This window comes from Gemelliphila sp. 1F1 (assembly GCF_056897515.1).
Window position 1 is genome coordinate 173418 of record NZ_JBXHBE010000002.1, and the last position, 24884, is coordinate 198301.

Below are 24884 nucleotides of genomic sequence, written 5' to 3' on the forward strand. Positions count from 1 at the left end.
TTATTTTATCTTTATTGTAAGTCTGTACATATAAGATACATTCTAAATAATACGGTATATTATTTGAAAAAAGTATTATTACAGTATTGTCATCTACTACATTGTTGCTTATTTCAGAGTTTACTTCATATACAAAGTCTATATAATTATCTCTGTATCCATATGGTATTATAAAATTTAACTTTGATAATTTTTATCCATATTTAATTAACCTTTATTTACCCTTAACTTCTAAATTTATATTTTCTTCCCTTACCTGATTTCCCTACATTTAATTTATTAAATAATTTAGAATTATCAGTTATATATTTTTTATTATTTTCTAAACTAGCATTTTCTAATATATTCTTTTTGTTTTCTTTAAATATTTTATATTTTTCTTCTACCGATATTCTCAATTAATTTTTCCTTTTTTATTTATCTATATACATAAAAAACAAGACCTTTAGCTTTTAACTAAAGGTCTTGTTTGCTTATTAATTTATTTTAAATTACTGTTTTTTCTTCTTCTAGATAATGCAAGCAAGCCTAGTCCTGCCATTCCTAATCCTACTGCTTCTTGTGTGTAATCATCTCCAATACCTGTGTTACTTAATTTTTTAACTGGTTCTTCAGGTGTTACTGGAGTTGTTGGTTTCTCTGGCTCTTTAGGTTCTTCTGGAGTTGGTGTTGTTGGCTCTGGAGTTGTAGTTCTTACTGTATTTGAAATAACTTCATTTCCGTTTACTACATTTATATATGTATTCTCAAATGTTCCAGAAGCTATTCTTTCCATTTCTAGTATCGCATTTGCCTTAAACTCACTATTAAGAGAAACTAAATTTAAGAATGCCTGTTTTAATTTAATTGTTACTTTTCCGTCTTCTTTTACTTCTTCAGTAAATGTAGTAATATCTGTTCCTTTTTCAATTACTCTACCGTCTTTTAGTGTAACATCAACGTCTGTGATTACTTTGTATGATAGGTATTTATCTCCTTTTTCATCGTAATCATCATTAAAGTCATATTGACTTATCTCTTCAGCTCTGTTGCTTGGTAGGTGTGCACCCTCTAATTTGTATTCAGGTTTTTCATTTAGGGCTACTGTACCGTTATTAATATCTTTTCCGTTTACATCAATTACTTGTTTTGAAACTTCTAATTTAGGCACATTGTTTACTACTACATTTGTTTCATATCCATTTCCAAAGTCAATTTGGTAGGCTTTGTTTTCAAATGTTCCGTTAAATGCTTTTTTCACAGTCATTGGGCTTGTGATTATGATTGAGTTTCCAGTTTCTACATATTTTTCAAAGAACTCTTGCGGATTTGTCGCAGTAAATAGTTGGAACGCTCCTTTTGGTTTAATATTAGTATTTTCTAACATTGTTTTTACTTCTTCAGGGGCTTCTTCTATATCTATACTATTAAAGTTTTCTACTTTTACTCCAGTTACTGCCTCTCCTTTACTATCTACTAACGTTACCTCTTTTTCATCAAGCTCTAATGCTTCTTCAGGATAATCTTCAACGTAATAAAACCCTTTGTTTATATCTTTTAATGTAGCTTTAATATTTTTGTATTGATCTAAATCCCAAAGTAGTTTGTAGTAGTTTATTGAACCTGGTAATACTGTTTTACCGTCAATATTTACTCCGTCTTTGTTTGTGTTTTCTTTTGTTGGTTTAATAAAGCTATTATCAGGTGTTTCAGGTGTTGGTGTGTTACCTGGTGTTATTACTTTTACAGTATTGCTATATACCTCATAATCATTTACTAATAGTTTAAAGTTGTTTAAATATGTAGCTCCGTCATTTAATACTGTTCCTACAACTACTGGTGCTTTTGGTAGATATGTACTTGTTAAATCTTTATTAATATCATCTAACATAGTTTGGCTAGCTTTAAATACTATTGTATGTGTAGCTTTGTTGTACTCTACATTATAATTTTTATTTTCTGTTGTTGTTTTTTCTATATTTACTTCATATCCTGTAGGCAAATTATCTACAAGTTCAAATTTATTTATTTTTTCTCTATTTGATACTAATTCTTTAACATTTAATGGAAAACTAACTTCTGCTTGTTTATTTACAAATTTTCCATTAATATCTTCTTTATAACTATTAGTTACTGTTTTTTCTATTTGTGGAGCTGATGTGTATTCTTCATAGTGGTATTTTACTGTAGGTGCTTTGGGTGGCTCTGGAATTTCTTTGTATTCAGGTTTTTTGGGTTTTTCTATTTCTGTTGGCTGTTCCACGTCATATACAGGTTCTTGGGGTGGTGTTGGTAATGATGTCGGAACTTCCTTTGCTTTAACATCTGAATTAAATGAAAACCAAATACCTGTTGATGTTGATATTGTAAAATTAAATTCTTTTCCTGCATTTATTATACCTGTTGCTGCAGCGTAATAAGCTTTATCTGACCCTTTATAATCGTATTCTTTACCATCAAATTTAGAACCTCTATCTCTAGAATTATTGTTACTATCTGAATAAATCCATCCATCTTGATGTTTACTCAAAGAACTTCCATTTATTGGAAGATATTCTCCACTAAATTTAACTCTTTCTGTCATACTTCCATCAGGATACTCTGTTCCATTTAAACTTTCAAAAGACACTAGAGCAGGAGAATTTTCATCAAATACTACTTCAGAACCATCCTCATAATAAAATTTTACATCAACATTTAAATATATTTTTTTAGATTCTCGTATATACTTATCTGAATTTCCAGACTCTTGACTTAAAAACCATGCTGTCTCAGTAGGGTCTTCATGTAGTATTAATATAGCTTGTTTTTTACCATCAAGATTACTAGCGGTATATGTGTATTTTACTTTACTAATTTTTCTATTCTTATATGAAGAATTTGTTAGTCCACTATACACAACTTCTACAGGTTTATTTTCATCTATTAAGGTTGCATAATAGTCTGATTGTCTATATTCATTTTGTTGAAATAATAGATTATGTTTAGAGGCATCTATTTTTTCAAATTTATCTCCAAATGCATTAGCAGAATAATACAAGTCAATAACTCCATGAATATACAATCCATTATTATCACTAGTAAAATTATTACCTTCTACTCTTAATAGACCTTCTTTTGTTATAGGCGTTGCTCCTTTTATACTATCTATTTTTGCATTTTGTTCTCTTATGTAAATTAAGTTTTGTGCAACTAATTTTTGCAGATATCCTTCTGTGTTAATATTATTCTCTATTTCAGATATCTTTTTATCATATTCATCTTTTAATCTGTTGTATTCTGCTAACTCTCTTTCATATTCATCTAGCTTAATTTTATTTGATTTTTTTATCTCTTCATTTTTTATTGAATTTTCTTGTTCTAATTTCTCTATATCAGCTAATTTTTTATCATACTCTGCTTTTATTTTTGCATTTTCTTCAATAATTTGTTCTGTTTGTTTTTGATTTTCTTCTTTTGCTTTTTTATAATCTTCTGTTTCTTTATTGATTTCTTCAACTTGTCTTGTATATGAATTATTTATTTCTGTTGCTATTTTTTCTGCTTCTTCTACTGATTTTACAGTTCCTTTATTTTGGGTATCTTCTTGAACTACATTTAATCCTTCCTGTTTAGATTTTTCTACAGCCTCATTTAATTTTGAATTATCTACTGCTACTTCAATTTCTCCAGTTGATTTATTTGTTTGATTTTGGCTTTCCTCTGCATTAATAGTAGGATTTGGTTGTACTTCAGGATAGTTTGTAGCTGGATTTTCTGTGGTTACAACTTTATTGTCATCACTAGCTTTCGCTTCATTACTTGTAATAACACCTATAGATGTTATAGCGAATAAACCTAGCCCTACTGATACTACATTTTTGTATCTTTTATTCTTTCTTAATGTAAATCTTTGTTTTGTTTCTCTTAAATTATTAGACATTTTTCGTCTCCTTTTCTTTTTATTTATTTCTATTTTTTGTTTTGAGTATTATAAAAAGCACCTAGTTATTTACTGGTGCTCTTATACTCTTTTTTATTCTATTGTTCATTTTAGTTCTCCTAGTTTTGTGTATGATATAATTATTATTTAGAAAGGTGGTGCTCTTATGTATGATAAAATATTTAATTATATGACTAATAAAATAAATGATATAAATATTTTTATTACAATTATTGTTATATCTTTATATTTTGATATTATAAATATTAATTTACATTTTATATCAAAACTAACTTACATAGAATTTGTAAATAATAATAGTCAATTAATTCATTCTATAATAATTTCATCAATTAATATTAACTATGTTCTATTTATATTATTTATATTTTCTGAATTATTGTATTGGTTATATTCAAAAATAAATAATGATATTACATATAGAACTAGTCTTATTGAATATAATAAATTTTTAAATTATTGTATAGTTATAACAAATTTTATCTTCTTATCAGTAGCTATACTATACATACTCTATAAATTAAATATTTTAAATTTTAATATTTTAATTATAATACTTAGTAATTCTAATATACCTATATTATTGATAAATATTATTCCATTTTCTATATTTTTCTCTGTTATATTAGCTAAGATGTTTGAACAAACTATCCGATATAAACAATTTTAAATATATAATATATTATTATAGAATTAATTAATGATATTATTGAAAATAATATGATAGAAAAAAGAGAACGTCTATTGGTTAAGTAATTAATATAATTTTCTTTTTCTTCAGTCAATATGTTCTCTTTTTCTTCTAATTTTTTTCTTTCATTTTCTAAAAATTTATCATATAATTTATTCAATTTTTTATTTAATTTATTATATACCATCCAAGTAATCATTAAGTGTAATAATATTAATAAAAATTCCATTATACTTATTCCCCTTTTTAATTTTATTGTAATTTTAAAAAATAATTTTATTAATACAAGTATTTTCTATGTCCAGAATAATAACTAAATAAGTGTAATATCAAGAATTTCGTTTAAGTACTTATATGTTTCAATGGTTATTTCTATCGAATTATTACCTTCTAAAAATAGAGTATTTTTAGTATAGTATATTATTTTATCTACATTTACTGTAATACCTTTATTATCATTATTTATATAAATAAATCTTTTTTTCCTATAATAATTTATTCTATTCTTTTTTATTAAATAATCATTTTGCTCTGTCTTTAAAGTTTTGTATTTATTTGTTAATTTTTTCACTTTAAAATTATTTTCTCCTTTCTAGCTTCGCAACCCCTCCACTAGTATCCTTATATAATACGATTGTAGTATTATTTTTTCTATATGATGATATAAATTTCGATAATAATACTGTTATAACAGAAAGAAAAGTTGCTAAAAAGAAATTATACTCATATAACTTATAAAACTTTTCTATTAGTTCATTTGTGGAATACGTAGTTTCTTCAATTACTTTATTCATACCGTAAGAAAAGAAACGATATATAATCCAAGAGTGTAATATACCTAGTATAATTAATGTATGCTTTATATAAATGAAAATATATTTACTCAATCTTTCTAAAATTTTTAAAATAATGTTTTCTTTCATTTTTATTCTCCTTATCTTTTATTTCTAGTTCTCTATATTAAAAATATACAAATCTTTAAATATAATTATTTACACGTAAGTATGTAACTGTACTCATTATCAAAATAACTAGTACTATTTTTACTATAAATAATTTGTTCCTTTCTATGATTATTATTTCTTCTTTCTCATTTGATAATATTTCTGTCTTTGCTGAAGGAAGTAATAGTATTAGTATCATTAACAATACTAATACTATTGCTGAAATAGATAATTTTAATGTATATAATTGGTATGGTATTGATAATAATTGTGAATACTGTTGTTAGTTTATCTCTTTTATGTAATTTTTCTAAATATTCTTCTTTCGTATTAGCAAATATATTATTCGTTTTTATTATTACAGTTAATATGAATAAAATTATTATGATTATAGGCATCGTTTCTTTGTATAACATTTTCCTCCTTTCCAACAAAAAAAGAACTAGATTTTATTTCTAGTTCTCGACATATAAACTTAAATTATTTACTGTTTTTACTAATTTATAATTATTTTTTATTACATCTTTTATATAATCATCAGTCAGTAAATCAAATCCTGAATACTTGTTCATATCAATTACTATATATTTAGGATAATTTTTTTCAAAATGCTTTTTATAATCTTCATAAAATATATTTTCATTATAAAATCCAGGTATAAAAAAGTATCTTGTTGAAGACAACCTTTCAGATAATAAGTAAATAGAACCATACATTCTATGACCATATATTCTATCATCTTCATTTGAATTATTTTTTATATAATTAGCTAGTTCCGCTATATCTCTTGAATTATCTACATTTCTTTCTTGTATTTGAGCTTTTATATTAACCAAGCTAGAAAAATAAGAAGTAACTATAAAACAACAAGTTATTACAAGAGATAATCTATAATTAATCTTATCAAATAATGTTTCTAACAGTATGCTTATATAAGGTATAAACAATGGTATTAATACTATTAAATAATGTAAGTACGTTCTTTTGGAGATTATACTTAATAATATACAAAAAGTAAGTAAAACTATTCCTATCAGCACCATATTTTTACTATTTTTATAATAGTAAAAAGTTGATAATAAAATTATTAAAACTAATGAATAATCGTTGGCTACTCCTATTATCCAAGAAATAACATCTTTTAATCCTATAGGTGCATCTCCTGAATAATTTATATTTATAATAAGGGATTGATATATCATTTCTAATAATGAATTATTTATTAGAAAATATATTAAAAGTGGTATTAGCAAAATTAAAAATCCTACCAAAAAATTTAAAATAAATTTCAATAATAGTTTATATTCTTTTTTGTAGATATTTAATATTATTACTACTACAGATAAAATAAGCCATAACCCCACCATATTATACTTTGTAAAGAATACTATTCCAAAACAAAATCCTACTAAGATTATTTTTAAAGAGTTATACCTATTATTCATAAAATAATCTAAGTAAATGTAAAATGAATAAGTTATAAAAGGTAACATATAACCCTCTAACCCTAATCCACTTTCAAAAATATTTAAAAATATTAAAGTTATAATTAGTAGTGTAATTATTGATACTATATTTTTATCTGTAAATAGCATTGCTGTCTTGTACGCATATATCAAAAACACGAAATAACAAATTAAATATAAAATCTTAATTCCAAAAGCACCATTTAATATATACCCTGCATAATTAATTAAGAATATTATAGGTCCTTTATGATCAAATAAGTCTAAATATAATTTCTCTCCTTTGGTCATAGCATATCCAAAATATTCAAAAATTGTTGCATCCCCATAAGGATAATAATGTAACATTAAATTTGGCATTGTATAGTATACTAATAATGTCAGTATTAGAAAATAAATTCCCAATAATATGTTCTTAAAAATATTTATTTTCACATTTTATCTCCTTTATACAAATATAGTTAATTATACTTTAAATGATACATTTATTCAACCACATACAATGACTAGTATATATACTAGTCATTGTAATTTATTTAATTTTTCTTCTTATTCCTAGTAATCCAATAATAAATGATAATATACCTAGCCATACAGTAGATATTGAATTTATCCCTGTATTTGATAGTTTTTTAATATTTTCTTTATTATCTGAAGCTGATTTTGATGTTTCCTTTTCTAATTTTTCTGCTTGAATGTTATCTATCTGTGTTTTTAATTGATTTAATGTATTTTCTTCAAGTTGCTTACTATATTTTTCTAATAATTTTTTATAATTTTTTTCCAAATCTTCTTTAGATAATTCTAATTCTGTTAATTTTTCCAGCTCTGCTTTTAAAACTTCTTCTTTACTGATTAATTCTATTTCTAAGTTATCTAATTGTTCTTTAGTTACTTTTAATAATTTAGGTGTGTTTTCAAGTTTATATAGGTATTCTTTGGCTATTTTTATATTTTGTTTTATTTCTTCCAAATCCTGTTTTATAGAATTTACTACATTTTGTTGTTGATCTAATTTTTTATTTAATTCTGCTAATTTATTATTTTCAATATTTAATATACTTCTTTTTGTTTGTAAATTAGCTAATTCTTCATCAAATATCTTTTTAGCTTTTTCTACTGCTTGTTGTTTTGATTTAATATCAGCGTTTAGATTATCATAGTTATCTTGTGCTACTTTTAAATCTTGTTTAGCTTTATCTAAAGTTATTGTTAATTGTTCTACTTTTTGTTTTGCTTCTGGTGTTAGTATTTTTTGTGATGCTACTCTATTTAATTCTTTAGTTGCATCTAATAGTTTTTTAGTTTTTTCGTCAAATTTTGATTTTGTATTTAATAAATTTTGTTTAGCTTTTTCGCTATTCTCTAATTTCTCTATATATTTTTCTTTAGCAGTAATTAGTTCTTTCTTTATATTTTCCAAAGATAATTTATTAGTAATTGTTTCTTTATTAAAATTTTTCTTTGTTGCTTCTTCTACATATTCTTTTGGAATTGTTAGTAGATGAAATCCTGCATATTTTGTATATGTAGAAAAATCTACTCCAAGATAATCTTCTCTACTTTTTCCAAAATTTATACCTGATATGCTTTGAGCGTGTAACCATTCTCTCCCATTGAACATAAGTTGAAGTATTGAGTTGTATGTATTTTTCTTTAAATCACTATATGTTAATTGTGATTTTATTTTAGTACTTCCTGCCCAATTTTCATAATATTGGCCTTCTTTTAATCCATATTCTTTAGATACTTCTATAATACCTTTTTCATAATGTCCATTTTCAGTATATGGATTAAATTTATCTCTATTATATGTTGTAGCTACTTTGTTCGCAAATTCTATAGATGAAGTTGTTACTGTTGTTAATTCTGTTCCCATTTGTGTTCTTATTTGCTTTATAAGTTCACTCGCAAATAAGGATAAATCCCTTCTTATATCTTCAGGAAGATTATCTATGTCATAAAGTTTTACTGTATCATCATTTTTATTTTCTTTATATGTATTTAGTTTTAATAAGTCTGCATTTATTTCTTTTAATTTAGATTGAGCATTTTTTCTTTCTTCTGAAGATAAATTTAAATCAAATGCTTTTTTTAAATTATTTATATAGTCATTTGTTAGTGTTACTGTATTGAAACTATCCAAATTTTCTTGTGCTTTGTTTTTATTATCTTCAGCCTGTTGTAAATCTCTTTCTGTTTTATTTGCTACATTTTGGTTTTCTTCTAATTCTGTTTTTAATGTATTTAATTCTTTTTCTATATCTAGTTTATTAGATGTTAATTCTGTTAATTTATCTTCTCTTTCTTTATCCTTAATCTGTGCATTTTCTAACTCATTTTGTGCATTATTTAATTCTGATGTTGTTATTTCTAGTTTTTTTATTGCTTTATCTAATACTTTTATTATTTCTTTTTCATTAGTTCCCTCTAATAATGCTTGTTTAGTTTCTAAATCTTTTTTGGAATTTTCTACGCTAGCCTCTGCATTTACTACATCTTGACTTTTATTTTCTATGTTGTTATTTTGATTGCTAATGTTTGTTTCTATCTCTTTGATTTTCTCTTCTTCGATTTGTAATTTATTTTCTACATCTACTTTTTCTTTTTCTTTGCTTATTATGTCTTCTTTAGCTTTGTTTATATTTTCTTCTGTAGCTTGTTTTGATATTTCTTCTAAGTCTTTTGCTTCTTTAATTTTATTCTCTATATCTCCCTTTTTATTAGATACCTCTTTTTCTATAACTGATACTTTTTCTTTTTGTTTTGTTACTTCATCTACTTTAATATCTAAATCTTGTTTTGCTTTTTCTACTTGTTCTTTTGTTACATTTATTTCTTTATTAGAAACTTCTTCAACTACAGTCATTTCTTTATCACTAGCTTGAGCCTCATTACTTATCGCAATTTCTCCTGTAATTGCTATTCCTAATGTAAACATTACTGGTAATAATTTCTTTCCTATTTTTCTTAATTTGTAATTCATATTAATAATCTCCTTTTATCTTTTTTTTATTGGTAACAAATACATTATATTATATTTGTTACCAATAGTCAATAGATAAATTTAAAAAGAGTAGTTATTTTTTCTACTCTTTTATTTTTCTTATATTTATTTCTTTTCTATCACTATCGTAAATAACTTCTACTGTTCTATTATCTAATTCTATTCCCATATCTTTTGCCCATTTAGTAGGTATAGACATTTTATATACTTTTGAATTTTTACTGGCATTTCCTCCTGATTTTCCTATTGATATGTTTAATACTCTTTTTTCCATTTTATAACTTCACTCTTTCTATACAATATAAGAATAAATAATAGCACCTTTATTAACTGTATAAATTTTATCCTTAATTTCTAAATGGACTTCATAATTGTTAAATCCTTTTAACAGTCCTGAAATTACTTTATCAGTCATAAGTTTTATCTTTATTTCTTTTCCTATATTTTTATCTTGTAAAATACTGTAATTTTCTTTTGTCATACTCTACCCCCTTTTCTCTTAATTATACACTTTTTATCTTCTTTTCTCAACTTTATCCAAAATTATAGATTTCTTCTTCAGTTAACTCTATATGATTACTTGGCTTCACATTGCTAATCCATTCTTCATATTCACTTCTATATATTCTATACCTATACCAATTTTTATCCTTGTGATGATTAGCTAGATATTTAACGTTTTTATGTTCGTTCACATTTGCTTTTTTATCTCTAAATACATTCTGTTTTCCAATGAAAAGTAATGCCTCACTTATATCTATTGTCGCTATCTCGTGGGACGTAAGTACTTCTCTTTTTAGTTTTGAATGCTGAAGTGTTGAGCTTCCTTGTCTTCCTCTATTTTCTGAATAGTTTTTATCGTCAATAGTTTCATTACCTGCCCTAAATGATAGGTATTCCATTGTATCTTTATCATTAGTTCCTAGATAAAGAATTGTATCACAGTTGTTTATTATACTTTTTGCTTCTTCTTTACCGTATATCATATCTAGTTGTGGCAGTCCTTGTAATATTGCTTTTATTGATATTTCTCTACTTCTTATTACTGATAAATATTTTGATAAGTTATTAACTTTACCTACCTGGGCAAATTCATCTCCGTATATTTCTAAATGTAATAGATCTTTTTCTAAAGTACCATTTATTATATTATCGGCTGTTTTTATTGTAGTTTCAAAAATTGTTGTAAATAGTAGTGATGTTATAAATTGATATGCGTCATTCACTTCTGGAATGTTGATAAATACTGCTGTACGCTCTGTATTCCATTTTTCTATTTCTAAAGTATCTGTTTCAAGTAATCTTCTTATGTCTTCGTGTTCAAATACTGAAAATCTTGATGATATTATTGCTTTTACTGAATTTCTTGTTTCTCCCGCAAAGTTTTTATTAAAGTTTTGGAACTGTCTATAAGCATAGTTATTCGGATAGGCTTTGTTTAAATCTTCAAATAATTCTTCTAGTACTGAAGGTGTTTCAGGGTCAGCTCTATCAATATGTTTAATAAGGTCTGTTATTTGTGGTAAGCTAGGTTCATACCCACTTATTTTACTATCAAAGTATAGGTATCCTATAAGTGCTTTTATAAGCATTAGCTCTGCTTGTATCCAAAAATCTTCTCCTCTATTGTCAGATTTTTTTGTCGAATTTACTATTGCTTCTGCCACTTTATCAATATCCGTTTCTTTTTCTATATATTTAAAAACATTGAATTGATTAGAATTTATAAAGTTTATTACATCTATTATTTTTATTTTATATCCTGCTTTTTTATACAAATTACCTAATTCTCTTATTAAAAGTCCTTTTGTATCTGTAAATATTTTAGAACCGTTTAGCTGCATCGCATTAGGTTTTACAAATGTATAAGTTTTACCACTACCTGACCCACCTATTACTAAAACATTTTTATTTAATTGTTTATTGTAAGGCAAGTTCTTATTATATAATCCCATTCTAGCTGTTTTTGTGAAAATCATATTGTTTTCTTCTATTTTATCTTCAAAACCTTTTAAATCTTCGTAGGTCGCATATTTTGCCGAACCGTGTTCTTCTCCATACCTATAATTCTTTTTCGCTTTGAAAAATCTTAAATAAATTAAACCTGCCAACAAAGTTAAAGTTACTCCTGCGTAAATAGAAGTGTCTGTAAATTTAAAATCTATTATATTATGAAAATTATAATTATCAATTACCCATAATATTTTGTTGTAAAATAATTTTTCTGGAGAACTTTCATAAACTTTCCCAAGCGTATGCCCTAGATAAAATATTGTAACAGCTATTACACTATTTATTATTAATTTTTTTGACTTCATAAACGTTTTTCTCCTTTATGAATATCAATGTCTTTAATATTATCAACTACTTTATCTTTGTTCATATGTTGGGCTTCTTTTTCTTTATAGAAGTTTAGTTTTTCAGAGAGTGTTTGTTCTTTAGGATTTTTCTTTACTTTTTCTGTGAAGTTATCTTCTTTTACTATTTTTTCTAATGTATCTGACAATGCTTTTTCTACTATATCTTTATGTTTTACTAAAAAAGCTATTGATACTGTCTTGCCGTCAGGGTGTTTATAAAAGGAAAAGCCTATACCGTATTTTTCAAGTTCTTGTTTAAATTTATCTAGGTTAATTTCGTTATTTTCTAATTCTTTAATAGTAACAGCGTCTAGTGAGTTCATAAATTTATTCCACTCTGTTTCTCCGTTAAAAACTCTATTACCTAAATTTCTATCGTTATATAGCTCATACGCTTTTTCTGTACCTGCAAATAAAACTTTAAACAGATACATTGCGGTTTCTTTTATGCTTCTTGCGGTTAAACTTATTACTCTTTCATCTTCCATTTTACTATCCTTTTAATTTACTTCATCTAATACTTTAATTAATTTTATATATTTATCTCTTTGTCTATTAAGTATATAAATTTGTTCGTCAAGTTTCTTTACTTCTGAAATTGTCGCATTCTTAAATATATCAGTTAATTCGTCTGTTGATTTTATACTTATTCCCTCATATACTCTTGTCGTTTGATTTTGGATATTAGAAACTGGAGCTTGCAATTCTATTTGTTGTTCTTTTTTAGCTTGCCTTTCCATATTTTGTTTAAGCTCTAATTCTCTACGTTCTAGTTCTTTTTCTCTGGCTAATAATTCTTGTTCTTTCTTTTGTTTTTCAAGCTCCTCCTCATTTTGTTTTTCTATTTCTTCTTGTTCTTGCTTGTGGTTTTGGTTTAGCTTTTCTATTATTTTATCTCTGTTAGCTTTAGGATTAGGGTCTACACTTATTTTATCTAGTACTGCTTTTTCTTCTTCAGTCAGTTCTTCTATATTTTCTTTTAGTGATGTTTCTAACTCTTCTACTTCTTTATCTCCCTCTTTTTCTAAAAAACTTTCAAATATGTCATCAATATCTTTTTCTGTAGGGAGTGTTAGTTCTATTTCGTCAAGTATCTCCCCTTCGTCATTTATTTTATATACTACTAACTCTTCTTTAATACCTTTTCTTTTGTTTTTCACATTTAATACATCTAACTCAAACATTAAATCATCAAGTGTATTTACTTCCCACTTTTTTAAATTAGTTTCGTTATTTACTATGTACATATTTTTATCCTTTCTTAATCTTTATTACCAAGTAAGGCTTGAAAATCTTAAAACGTCATATTGTTGTATCTTAATGTTTCCCTCATTAATTTATTTTCTAGTTCTGTTATTTCTTTTTTGTTTTTTTCTACTTTTGATTTGTAGTTGTTAAGATGTTTTTCGTTTTTTTCAAGCTCTTTTTTCTTGGTTTCTATTTGTTTTTCTATCTTCTCTATTTCTTTTTTCATCTATTGTCCTCTCTCAACGTAAGGTTCTATTGTAATTTTATCCATTTTATTAATTAATAATTTTCCTCCTACATTTACGTAAGTTAGTTTAAATGACTCTCTATGTTGTTTTGTTGTTTGATTACTTCTATCATCTTTAGTAGCGAGTGTTGTGTTCTTATACCTAACATTCACTAATACTTCTTTAGCTTCGTTATTAATAAATATATCTGCACCTTGATATTCATAATCTACAATGTAGCCTTGATATGCTTTACTTGTTGCCTTTTCTTCATTACTCACAACAGAGTTATACATTCCCTCTGTAAGATATGGTTTGTATCTATCACGATTTTCTCCAAGATCTTTTTTAGTGTAAAAATTCACTAGAAAATCATTAACATTTTCTTCTATAATTTGAACATTTTTCTTTTCTGTTGTGATAGCTTTATTCTTGTTTTCATTTTCATTCTTATAGCTATATTCCTTAACTCCGTATCCTACGGAATAACTCATTATGCAAAGTAAAAGTATAACTACTACTGTAATTATACTTTTAATAATTTTCTTTAATTTATTATTTACCATTTTTTCTCCTATCATTAACTAAATATTTGAACACCGTAATATTGTCCGTCTGTATAAAATACTTTGACTGTTACTGCTGTATGATTTGGATTTAACATCGCTGCATTATGTGAAGGAGATGATTTCCAAAATCCCATCATTCCTGATGTTCCATTGTACGCATAAGCTAAGTTCTCAGCCATTACACCACCTTGAAAGGCTGTGTACCACTCTCCTCCGTCTAATCTCTTATGAAGTTCCATAGGATTGTTATATCCTCTTCTTGCGAGAATTGAAAATTCTTGAGCCCTTAGTTCTGCACCGTCATCATATACTGGATTGACAGTAAGTTCAGATAGTCCATTTGACACTCTATACGCATTAAGTTCTTGTATGATTTCTTCTGCTACTTCATCAGAAAATGTACCGTCAATATCTAATCTTTCTGCTTTTGGTCTTTCTAAGTATTGTAATATAGACTTAGCGTGTTCTATCCTAGTATCTATTTTATCACTAGGATTTCCTTCCCAGTTGTTTAAAAATTTTCTAGTCAAAACTTCAACGTCTTCATCTGATACTACAATATCTCTAAGATGATTAATATAATACGGGTTATCTCCGTTAAACATAAAGTCGACTTGTAAATCCATATAATACCATTTTGTGTTTTTACTATTCGCAAAATCACGAAGTAGCGTATGTCTTACAGAGCCGTCTAATGTATCAGTCCATTGACCTAATCCCAAACCTCTTCTTAGGATATTAGGATAACGTCCTCCATATATTATTACACCTCCAATATCTAACCAATCAGGATTATCCCACGAACTCTCATCTACAACCCCAATAGGTGCTGGCAAGTAATCTCCTTCTGCACGTTTAGGATTAATATTACTTTCTACAGAAAAATTACCTAGCACAGACGCTATTCCTTTATTAGTCGCATTAGGTTCATACTGTTTTACTAATTCTGCGAATTTTCTTACCCTGGCAAGTTTATTATTATCAAAATTGTAATTTCTCACTACTTCTGTTTTCTGTAGATATTCAACTTTAGGAAGATAAAATCCTATATTTACTGATTGCCATTCTTTTTTATCCTCTAAGTTTCTTAATTTCTCATACTTAACTTTTTGATTTCCCTTACTTGATACTTGTCCTATCATATCTTGTCTTACTGTCTGTTCTCCGTTTAAAACTCTTATACTTTCTACGTCATAATAAGTTATCCTTTTTAAACCTTGCTCAATGATAATATTATTATCATTGATAGTTACTGTTCCAGTAAAGGCAGCATAAAGATATTGATTAGGCTCGGCAACAAAAGTTGTAGTATCTGATATGTTGTCTTTATCTTTATAACCGTATCTATCTATTATTTTTAAAGCATTAGAGTACTCTTTTTCTTTTTTACTATATAAAAAATTTGTTAATTCTTGTGCAAATGGGAATTTACCTACTTCATTGGCAATATTTAGAAATTCTTTATACTCTTTTTGTTCCTTTTCATCTAACCCGTACTCATTATCTTCTAACATCAAATTATCAATGGTTTTTAAGTTATCTTTATCTTTGTTTAGATAATCCCACATACCATCTAAATAATCTTTACCTTGCTTTGTATCAGGTAGACTTTTCTTTTTGTATATATCAGTAACTCCTACATTATTTTTCTTCGAGAATGGATTATCACTATCTCCAAAGATATCTTTAATAGTTTTATCATATCTATAATCTAAATAATGTATGTTATCTTCAATATTAGAATAATAAGATACCTTACTATTCGAGTTTTCTCTATCGAGTTTTGTAAAGTACAGCCACGTATCATTCATATTCCATTCATTCATTTTTGCTGGACTTAGTGATGATAAAAATATTGATATTATAAACAAAAATATTAATAAATTAGTAAGTCCCCATAATTTAAAAGGATTTCTAAATATATTTTTAAAAAGCTTTCCTACTGGGCTAGTTATTACTTTAGACTTCCTATTAATTGCCTTTGCTTTTCTAACAGCGTTCTTTCTCATAATACGTTTTTTTGTCCTATTATATAGAGAAAACTGTTCAGGTGTTCTTGTGAAACCTCTACCTCTTAGTTTATTATAACTTCTATTTGAGATTTCAAAAGTTACTTTTGAAACACCTTTTACAACTTTTTTACTGTTACGATAAGTTTGTCCTGCCAAATATCTTTTATGGCTATATTCTTGCTTGGCTCTACTGTATCTACTTAAATCATCATCTTGATTAAGTACTTCGTTCGCAAGTACTGTCTTTAATCTATCTGCAGTTCTAACAGTTTCTTTACCTACTTTTTTGGAATATCTTTTTTTATAAACTTTCTTTTTAGACTTATAATCTTTTTTTACAACTTTAAAATCCTTTTTAGAACTTGATTTTTTATTATCAGCGTTATCTAGTGCATCTAAAGTAATAAGTTTTTCTTTAAGAAGTAACGATCTTCTTTTTTTACTTAGCTTATATACTTGTTTTTTTTGTTTTAAATTAGCTTTAGTAGACTTTAACTCTGTTTTAAGCCTTTTTCTTTCTAATTTATACTTTTTCTTAGACATTTTAATATGCGTCCGTTTCTACTAATCTAAATAATTTAGATGTTACTGGAATTGGATTTTCAAATGGTACTATAGTTCCACCTGCATAAATTATCCCTGTCCCTACTGCTTTAGGATTAGCTATATACTTTATTTGTTCGTCAGTAATAGATATTGTTTCTTTCCAAACATTAATATCATTTTTCTTCTGTTTTAGAATTATCATAAACTCACTATTTGCGAGTAATTTACGACCTTCTTCTATAGCATCTATAGTTTCTACGTTTTGCGTAATTCCTGTAGGAATTGCCCCGTATTTTCTAATCCTAGAATACATCTCGTAGAAAAACAACGCCTGTTTCTCACTCCTAAAGTATAGCTGAAGCTCATCAAAGTACAGCCAAGTGTCTACTTTTCCTTTATTTTTTACAACTCTATTCCAAATAAAATCTTGAATTACAGATAGAGCTAGTGGCTTTAATTTACCAGATAAATTATTAAGATTGAATATTATAAACTTGTTATTTAAATTGACGTTGGTTTTATTAGAGAAAAGTGATTGTGAACCTATTGTATATACTTCTACTTTAAGTGCTAAATCATATGCCTCTCGTTCAGGTTGATTTGTTAAAACTTTATGCCATTCTTTTAATGTAGGATTGTCATAAAATTTATATGTCTGACGAGTTACCCTATCTATAATTGTAATTTGTTGGTCATTAACTTCTTCTAGTATATCTTCAAACAAATTTATTATTAGGTTTGATTTATTTTCTATAATTTTTCTTCTGTCAAAATCATCAAGTTTTTCTAAATCTGGTAAGTCTAATACGTTAATATAAGTGTCTGACGAGCTTGATATATCTATTATTTGTGCATTAAATTTACGTCCTATATCTCCGTATTCATTTTCAGGGTCTACTATAATTATTTCATCATTAGGGTAACGTAACCTATTTGGAATAATCTCATTTGTTTTTACAGTCATAGATTTTCCACTTCCTGAAATACCTATTATTACTCCACTACCTGTAAGCAAATCTCTTTTTCTATCAACAGTTATCATATTGTTAGATAATTGATTTTGTCCGTAGTACATAGCTTTTTCTGATTTAGATATTAAGTCTACTTGTGTAAATGGAACTTGTGTTACTATATTAGTTGTAGTCATTTTTCTTGAAAATGTCTGTTCAAGGTCTAAGAAATTATATCCTATAGGAAGAATTGTATTTAGTGCTTCTTCCTGATAGTAATAAATATCTTCAAATTTAACCCCTAACTTATTACCTGCACGTTTTACCTTATCTTCATAATCTCTTAACTCAGCTAAACTATCTGCCTTTATGTAAACTGCGATAAAACCTTTAAAAATTCTCTGGTCATATTCATCTATCTCTTTTTTCCACTGCTTAATAATTTTTTTAGTTTTTTTATCTTTTCCAGAACCTATAAATTCTTCTGATAAGATTACATTATCTCTACTCGCTTTTTTTTGTGATTTTACTAAATTAACTGAAGCATTAGTATCTACATCGCTAATTTCTTTTGAAATGTTTTCGTCGCTATACAAACTTGCGTTTATACTTACGGATAATTCAAAATTAAGATTAGTCAAATTTTTAATTAATTTATCACTTAATGATTTTGGAAAATGTTTTATATAGAGTACTTTAGCATATTGTTCATTTATTATTAAATAATTTTTATTTATTTCTATTCTATTCGGCGATATAAATGACTTTTCTCCAACACTACTATTTTTTATATCGTTATAATCAAATGTAAAGCTATCATCACTATTTATTAAACTATTAAATACTGCTAATCTTTCTACTCCTGTAAGTGAAATTAAAGAAATTTCATTTTCATTAAAATGTGAAATCAAGTCATTAGAAACATCTTTAATTTGTCTTTTGGAATGCTCTTTATCAATTCCTTCAAGTGATATTGTAATATATTTATGAACTTCAAATGCCTTTGCATTATTTTTAAATCTATTTTCAATAAGATTATTATATTCTCTTCTATACTCGTCATATTCATCATTTTGTAGCGTATATTTAACACTATTTAGGGAGTTTTCTGTAATTTTTTTATTCATAATTAATAATTGATATATAGAGCCACCTTCAAGTAAATTTAGAGCTTCAGCATAACTATCTATTATTCTAATTTTATCTTCGTGTTTTGCCGTAACATACTCTACATCTCCTAATTTATAAGTCTTTGAATACCAGTTATCATAAATATTCATAATTCCGTCTTCTTCAAGTGTATTAAACCTTATTGTATTTTGAGTTGTCGGATTGATTTCTTTATTTAATCCATCAACCTTATTTTTCTTCTTTCTAAATAACAATACTATTCTCCTTTCTTTTTATTTTCTAATTCTGTTTTATAAACCCTTTTTTTTACTAAAAAGAAATAATGTAGTTTTCCTTTTAATTCTATTTCTTCATCAGCACTTACTCCAAAAAATACTCCTGGTATTACCACAATAATCCCATATATTTTCCATATAATTTCTGGTAATTTCAATAAGTATATTAAAATTAATAATCCTATAAAGGTTCCTACAGAAAATATTAATAATAATGTTCTGTAAGAAAAAATAAATATCTTTCCTTTTTCTTTTTTAAAATCATCTATAAAATCTGAACCTATCTTACTCATTATTGAACTCCCATTAAACTTTTAACTTTTCTAACAGCACCCACATTAATTAGTATAGATATGAATAATTTTACTAACCCCATAAATGCAACCCACGATGTATCTTCAGTTGAACCTCTTATTAAATCTGTTGTAATCACCATTCCAAATATTATGTTGAGAACTAAAAGTACAACTCCTAAAAGTGCATACGCTATAAAAGTTTTAAAGAAATTCATCACAACAGGTCTAAATTCATCTGAGAAATAAAATCCTATCATTATCGGTGCTAAGGCTTTTAAAAAATACAAATCTACATATCTCATAAAAATTAAAATATATATTATTGCGTTAGATATTTTTTCAAAAAACCACCCTATCAAATTAATAAAATTTCTCAAAATAAAACCATCAACTTCTGCTTCTGTATACTTAATCACATAAGTACTTGGCGGATATATCGAATTTACTTTATTAGTAATCATTATAGATAATTCCATAATTGCATCTAATATATACCCTGATGTTATTATTAGGGCATACGCTATTAAATATTTAATAGAAAATTCTATATATAACTGCATACCAATTTTTTTATCATCTCTTTCTAATAAATGCTTCCAATTAAGTAACTCAATCAAAAAAAATATTCCTAAAATAACCATTCCTAAGGGCATTAGTCCTTTTGAGATAGCTTCTGAAGCATTGTTGGCTTCTTGTGAGTAAGTAGCTAAATTTTTTGTCAAATTATCTATATTTAACATAATTTACCCTCACTAAAATTAAAATCCAGTTAATGAATTTAATATAATTTCAACAATTCCTTTTACAAAAACTGCTAAAGTTCCCCCATACATAAGCCCCTCTGTCGCTTTAGTTTGCTCATCTGGATTACCGTCCTTATTAGCCTTCCATAGTCGGTAACCTGCAAATAATACCCATGCTCCTCCTACTGGTATTGCTATGCTTGCAATAAAATTTAAAATATATGTCAATACTTCCACTAAATAATTCTCCTTACTTTAATTTATTGAATTTAATAATTCTACTAATCTACTTATATCTTCTTTTTTCAAGGTAATACCTTTACTCATTCTCCTATTAGGCGACCAAAGTCTAATATCTACTACTGCCTTTTTTCTGTTATAAGATACTAGATTTACTTCTTTAGTCCAACCTTGTGGATTAACTGATATAAGTCCAATCTTTTTTACAAGTTTATACTTGAAATCATTAGTTTTTTCTTCTTTGTTTTCACTATTCATTATTATTCTCCAATTAAAAATTTACAAAATAAAAAAGACTATAACATAGTCTTTTCACTGTTCGAGAATATTTATATACTCTTTTTCTTTAGTTGGTAATTGTTCTATATAATTATCAATCATTTTATCAATTAATAATGAATAGCTTGCTTCTTTAGTTACCAACTTTAATTTTCTAAGTTTATCTAAAGTACCACCTTTTATCTTTAGTGATGAATACTCTGATACACTTTCTTTTTTTATATTATCTACTTTTTTTGTATTAGATAATATTTTTTCGCTATTTTCATCTAAGAATTTATTAAATTTTGACATATTAAAACTCCTTATCTAATTCTATTTTTATATTTGAAAATAAATTTTCAAGTAATTTAATTAGCTCTTTATCTGCCTTAGGATTATTAAATACTGATATGTCATCTCCAATAATTGTCCTTCTTGGTATATATCCTATGTATTCATCTTTCTTCTCTAGTGCTTCGATAAAATGTTTTGATGAGTTTTCGCTAAAGTTAATTCTATTTCCTAAATAAAATAGCTTAGTGTTTAAATCAAAATCATTATTAAGTTCACTAACTAAATATTTTAACTTGATAAGTCCTTCTACTGCATCTTTACTAGGTTCTGCAGGTGCTAATACAACATCAGATACAATAAGAGCGTTAATTGTAAGTACTCCTTCGTCATTTTCAGTATCAATTACTATATAATCATAATTTTTAGAGAGTTCATCGTAGTTTTTGGCGATCCATTTTCCAAATGTATACTCTCTTCTTCGTCTATTATTTTGTCTTTCCTTTAAATCTGAAACTCCAATGAATGAACATATTAAATCTAAATTGTCATTTATCTTAATAGGCTCAACATATTCCTTATCAAATAATGATATTATTGTATTTACTTCTTTTGGGGTAACGTCATATCTTCCTGTAAGATTACAACTATCGTCAAAATCAATAAGTAATACCTTATTGTTTTTTGATAGGTATTCAGCAAAGTTATGTGCTAGTGTTGTTTTTCCTGTTCCACCTTTATTAATATTTATTGTTAGTATTTTCATAATGATTTTCTCCTTAGTTTTTAATAGATTAATTATTTCTTTTATATCCTATTCCTGTTAGTTCTAATATCGATTTACCTTGTTTATTTATTCGCCTTGCGATAAGTAAATTGTTCCACTTTATCGTTCTTATTTTAGAATATACTTTTGTGTATTGTTCAATTACTTCAACGGTCATATTTTTACCAAAAACAACTCCTTCTTTACGAACAAGTCCGTATTTTTCAGTTAAAATCATTTCTTCTCCGTCAAGTAATAGAGCAGTCGCTCCGCCTAATCTACCTAGTCTTCTAAGGTCTTCTATTTGTACTTCTTTTTTTACATTCATTTTAATTTCCTCCTAGTAGAATGTGTAGCGAATTTACGCTGTGCTGGATAAGACACGTAGTCTTTCTCTGTATCTTCTTACGAGCTTTTTGTGGTCTAAGAAAAGCTAACCTCTTTGGCTTATTAGCTGTATAAACTAATGCGTATACGTTACTGTGTCTTGCCCTAGATATGAATTTCTAGTCTACATACCACCCTTTTTCTTTTTTTTATGCAATAGACACTCTAATCAGGGGGGCAGTGTTATTAAATTATCAATGTTCATACAAGTAATCAGTTTAACGACATAATCAGGTCAAAATTTATTTATTAAATCTATAAATGTGGTTTTTTTGGTTTTATATGTTTCAAAACATACTTTGTAAAAAATAACATTACTATACAATTTAACACGGTAAGCAATATATAAATTTTATTCCAGCCTAATAATTGTGATAAAAGAAATTGAAAAGATACACTGTTAAATAAAAATAAAACAAGTGCTATCAAATAACAAACATCCTTAGGTAGTTTCATAATAAATCCTTTCTGAAAAAATAATTTTTCTAAACATATAATATAATCAAAGATATAAATGTAATGGCACATTGCATCTTTTATTTTATTAATTAAAAAGACCTGGTCTTATTGTCGCAAAAAGTGTTTTAATCGCAATTAATAAGTGTTTAATAAATTTACAAAGTAATATTGATACTATAATTGTGATGATTACATAGAATACTAATTTACTATCGTCAGACGTATTGTAGTATTTTATTACTTTTGGGATAAAATTTATAAGTCCGTATATTGATAGTGCAGTTGCCACTCCATTTGTAGTTATATAAAATATTGATATAAAAAATGTGATAACTCTATAAATTATGTCTTTTAATCTTTCCATATCTCGTATTCTCCTTTTTAAGTAAGTAAATTCCCTAACAAAATCATTATTATACCTATAATAATTACTGTTAAAGATATTAGAGATATATCACGTATAGTAACTTCTTTTTCAGTAATCATATGAAGTATCGTAAAACATAATGCAATACCAATAATATATAAACATATAAGTATTAGTAGTAAAAACGTATTTGATGAATTTAAATGTGCTATTTTTTCCATATTCTCCACTCTCCTTTATTAAATAATGAGGACTTCTCCTACATCTAATTCAAATAATGTATCTTGTATTACATAGTTATTATCTTGATATGAATTAATACATTGAACTACATCTCTATATTTTAATTTAAAGTAATTTGATAGCTCATTTATAAAAGTATATTTTTGATTTCTTACAAGTGATATACTGTGTAAATATATCTTTTTGATAAGCCCTATTCTTATACCACCAGAGCGTCCGTATGTTGCTTTGTAAAATATAACATTCTTTTTCTTTAAGTTTTTTAAAGCAATATCTAAACTTCTTTTAGGTATATTTAGAGTTTCTACAATATCTTTCTTTTTAAATTCTAAGTAAATATCGTCTAGCTTATCAATATAGCTTATAATATCTTCTTCCCATTCGTTAAAATGGCTTCTTTCTCTCTCTGTCCGTTTTCTTTTAAATTTAGTCCATACTTGATTAGTAAATAGGTCTTTTGAAGTAATATCTTTATCTATCCACTTTCTACAAAGTGTTATTATGTATTCTCTACTAGCCGCAGTGTACTTATTTGAATATGCTGAAGATATTATTCTTTTATATTCATTTTCTTTTAACTGTTCTTCTAAGCTATTATTAAATATACTTAACTTGTCCTCACATTCATCTTGTGTAATTCCTGAAGAGTAACAAGCTAGTGCTAGTGTAAATAATACATTGTTTCTACCTAGCAAGTCTTTGCTTCCTTTTATCTTTTTTGCATTTAAAAGTAATTTAAACCACTTTTCATCTATTTGCCTAATATCCTTACTTCCTTTGATGATATAGAAATTATTGTTTGTAGGTAACTTATCATCTTCTTTTATCGACCAATCTAACCAATCACTAAATGGATATACATTATTAGTATCACAGTAAGCTACATTATCCTTATTTGGAAATCTTGATATTCCAAAGTGATTACATAGCATATCTACTGGCATTTTGGCTTCAGCAAAATATTTTCTAAGATTATTTGATATTTTTTTAGCTACTTCAATTACTTTATAATCACTATGTTTTGTGATATATACTGGCTCTTTTAATATATAAAATACCTGGTATCCTCTATCACTTTTTATAATAAATGTAGGCATAAATCCTAATTCAAAGGATACGGATAATATATCACTCTCATTAATTTTTTCACTATCGAAGTCTAAGTAAAATGTGTTTATCTGTCTTAAATTCTTCTCGAAGTGTCCTGATGTTATTTTTCTATTATCATCTACATAAGTTCCGTATTTATAAACATTAGGGGTAAAGTGAGTTATGTTGTTACTGTTGTCATTTAACGCTTCTAAAGAGGTCAAAACTATTCCTCTTTGATGTATTAAATCTTTTTTGTTTCTATATATAAATATAGATCCTTTTACTTCCTCTATATCTATAATTTTATGTTTACTGTTTTTATACTTATATTTCATTAATCCTCCTTTTAGGATTAGTTCATATAATGTTTCAATATTTTTTACCTCCTATA

The 24884-nt window shown here is 26.1% G+C and carries 27 protein-coding genes; 1 reads left to right on the top strand and 26 read right to left on the bottom strand.

Annotated elements, in window-relative coordinates; genetic code table 11:
* Positions 1-224: 224 nt before the first annotated feature.
* On the bottom strand, positions 225-398 hold the full coding sequence (locus AC1XWJ_RS03045) for a hypothetical protein (RefSeq protein ID WP_483334420.1): 174 nt from the start codon (positions 396-398) through the stop codon (positions 225-227).
* An 83-nt stretch (positions 399-481) separates the two neighbouring features.
* A complete protein-coding gene (locus tag AC1XWJ_RS03050; protein WP_483334421.1) occupies positions 482-3901 on the bottom strand; it encodes an SspB-related isopeptide-forming adhesin in 3420 nt (1139 codons plus the stop codon).
* Between the two features lie 166 nt (positions 3902-4067).
* Between AC1XWJ_RS03050 and AC1XWJ_RS03055 the strand changes: the two genes are divergently transcribed.
* Entirely contained in the window at positions 4068-4592 is a 525-nt protein-coding gene (locus tag AC1XWJ_RS03055) for a hypothetical protein (RefSeq protein ID WP_483334422.1), read from the top strand.
* On the opposite strand, the gene AC1XWJ_RS03060 is transcribed toward AC1XWJ_RS03055, so the two are convergent.
* The 24 genes from AC1XWJ_RS03060 to AC1XWJ_RS03175 form a co-directional block, all read right to left on the bottom strand.
* Positions 4570-4842 carry a hypothetical protein gene (locus AC1XWJ_RS03060; RefSeq protein WP_483334423.1) on the bottom strand — a complete coding sequence of 91 codons (273 nt, stop codon included), beginning with the start codon at positions 4840-4842 and terminating at the stop codon, positions 4570-4572. The two genes, AC1XWJ_RS03055 and AC1XWJ_RS03060, sit on opposite strands and share 23 nt — an antisense overlap.
* 84 nt (positions 4843-4926) lie before the next feature.
* Positions 4927-5184, bottom strand: a complete 258-nt coding sequence (locus tag AC1XWJ_RS03065; RefSeq protein WP_483334424.1) for a hypothetical protein — start codon at positions 5182-5184, stop codon at positions 4927-4929.
* A 7-nt stretch (positions 5185-5191) separates the two neighbouring features.
* Complete coding sequence (locus AC1XWJ_RS03070) at positions 5192-5536, bottom strand: hypothetical protein (RefSeq protein WP_483334425.1); 345 nt, start codon at positions 5534-5536, stop codon at positions 5192-5194.
* A gap of 476 nt (positions 5537-6012) precedes the next feature.
* Entirely contained in the window at positions 6013-7458 is a 1446-nt protein-coding gene (locus tag AC1XWJ_RS03075; RefSeq protein ID WP_483334426.1) for a hypothetical protein, read from the bottom strand.
* A gap of 97 nt (positions 7459-7555) precedes the next feature.
* Entirely contained in the window at positions 7556-10009 is a 2454-nt protein-coding gene (locus AC1XWJ_RS03080; RefSeq protein WP_483334427.1) for an SEC10/PgrA surface exclusion domain-containing protein, read from the bottom strand.
* Between the two features lie 103 nt (positions 10010-10112).
* Positions 10113-10304: a hypothetical protein gene (locus AC1XWJ_RS03085; RefSeq protein ID WP_483334428.1), complete on the bottom strand. Its 192-nt coding sequence runs from the start codon at positions 10302-10304 to the stop codon at positions 10113-10115.
* 18 nt (positions 10305-10322) lie between these two features.
* Complete coding sequence (locus AC1XWJ_RS03090; protein ID WP_483334429.1) at positions 10323-10511, bottom strand: hypothetical protein; 189 nt, start codon at positions 10509-10511, stop codon at positions 10323-10325.
* Positions 10512-10563: 52 nt separating this feature from the next.
* A complete protein-coding gene (locus AC1XWJ_RS03095; RefSeq protein WP_483334430.1) occupies positions 10564-12348 on the bottom strand; it encodes a VirD4-like conjugal transfer protein, CD1115 family in 1785 nt (594 codons plus the stop codon).
* Positions 12345-12878: a DUF3801 domain-containing protein gene (locus AC1XWJ_RS03100; protein ID WP_483334431.1), complete on the bottom strand. Its 534-nt coding sequence runs from the start codon at positions 12876-12878 to the stop codon at positions 12345-12347. Before AC1XWJ_RS03100 ends, AC1XWJ_RS03095 begins: the two co-directional genes overlap by 4 nt.
* Before the next feature lie 12 nt (positions 12879-12890).
* Entirely contained in the window at positions 12891-13637 is a 747-nt protein-coding gene (locus tag AC1XWJ_RS03105) for a hypothetical protein (RefSeq protein ID WP_483334432.1), read from the bottom strand.
* A 47-nt stretch (positions 13638-13684) separates the two neighbouring features.
* On the bottom strand, positions 13685-13864 hold the full coding sequence (locus AC1XWJ_RS03110; RefSeq protein WP_483334433.1) for a hypothetical protein: 180 nt from the start codon (positions 13862-13864) through the stop codon (positions 13685-13687).
* Complete coding sequence (locus AC1XWJ_RS03115; RefSeq protein WP_483334434.1) at positions 13865-14431, bottom strand: hypothetical protein; 567 nt, start codon at positions 14429-14431, stop codon at positions 13865-13867. It lies immediately after the preceding gene.
* A 14-nt stretch (positions 14432-14445) separates the two neighbouring features.
* Entirely contained in the window at positions 14446-16989 is a 2544-nt protein-coding gene (locus tag AC1XWJ_RS03120; protein ID WP_483334435.1) for a phage tail tip lysozyme, read from the bottom strand.
* Position 16990: 1 nt separating this feature from the next.
* On the bottom strand, positions 16991-19327 hold the full coding sequence (locus AC1XWJ_RS03125; protein ID WP_483334436.1) for a VirB4-like conjugal transfer ATPase, CD1110 family: 2337 nt from the start codon (positions 19325-19327) through the stop codon (positions 16991-16993).
* A gap of 2 nt (positions 19328-19329) precedes the next feature.
* Positions 19330-19641, bottom strand: a complete 312-nt coding sequence (locus tag AC1XWJ_RS03130; RefSeq protein WP_483334437.1) for a hypothetical protein — start codon at positions 19639-19641, stop codon at positions 19330-19332.
* Positions 19641-20384, bottom strand: a complete 744-nt coding sequence (locus tag AC1XWJ_RS03135; RefSeq protein WP_483334438.1) for a hypothetical protein — start codon at positions 20382-20384, stop codon at positions 19641-19643. Before AC1XWJ_RS03135 ends, AC1XWJ_RS03130 begins: the two co-directional genes overlap by 1 nt.
* 18 nt (positions 20385-20402) lie before the next feature.
* Positions 20403-20624, bottom strand: coding sequence for a hypothetical protein (locus AC1XWJ_RS03140; RefSeq protein WP_483334439.1), 222 nt, complete (start codon positions 20622-20624; stop codon positions 20403-20405).
* Between the two features lie 18 nt (positions 20625-20642).
* Positions 20643-20885: a YdbC family protein gene (locus AC1XWJ_RS03145; protein ID WP_483334440.1), complete on the bottom strand. Its 243-nt coding sequence runs from the start codon at positions 20883-20885 to the stop codon at positions 20643-20645.
* A 54-nt stretch (positions 20886-20939) separates the two neighbouring features.
* Positions 20940-21200, bottom strand: a complete 261-nt coding sequence (locus AC1XWJ_RS03150; RefSeq protein ID WP_483334441.1) for a hypothetical protein — start codon at positions 21198-21200, stop codon at positions 20940-20942.
* Between the two features lies 1 nt (position 21201).
* Entirely contained in the window at positions 21202-21945 is a 744-nt protein-coding gene (locus tag AC1XWJ_RS03155; RefSeq protein ID WP_483334442.1) for a ParA family protein, read from the bottom strand.
* A 28-nt stretch (positions 21946-21973) separates the two neighbouring features.
* Positions 21974-22273: a hypothetical protein gene (locus AC1XWJ_RS03160; RefSeq protein WP_483334443.1), complete on the bottom strand. Its 300-nt coding sequence runs from the start codon at positions 22271-22273 to the stop codon at positions 21974-21976.
* 603 nt (positions 22274-22876) lie between these two features.
* Positions 22877-23155 carry a hypothetical protein gene (locus tag AC1XWJ_RS03165; RefSeq protein ID WP_483334444.1) on the bottom strand — a complete coding sequence of 93 codons (279 nt, stop codon included), beginning with the start codon at positions 23153-23155 and terminating at the stop codon, positions 22877-22879.
* 17 nt (positions 23156-23172) lie between these two features.
* Positions 23173-23379, bottom strand: a complete 207-nt coding sequence (locus tag AC1XWJ_RS03170; protein WP_483334445.1) for a hypothetical protein — start codon at positions 23377-23379, stop codon at positions 23173-23175.
* Positions 23380-23397: 18 nt separating this feature from the next.
* Positions 23398-24828, bottom strand: a complete 1431-nt coding sequence (locus tag AC1XWJ_RS03175; RefSeq protein ID WP_483334446.1) for a primase C-terminal domain-containing protein — start codon at positions 24826-24828, stop codon at positions 23398-23400.
* Positions 24829-24884: the final 56 nt, after the last annotated feature.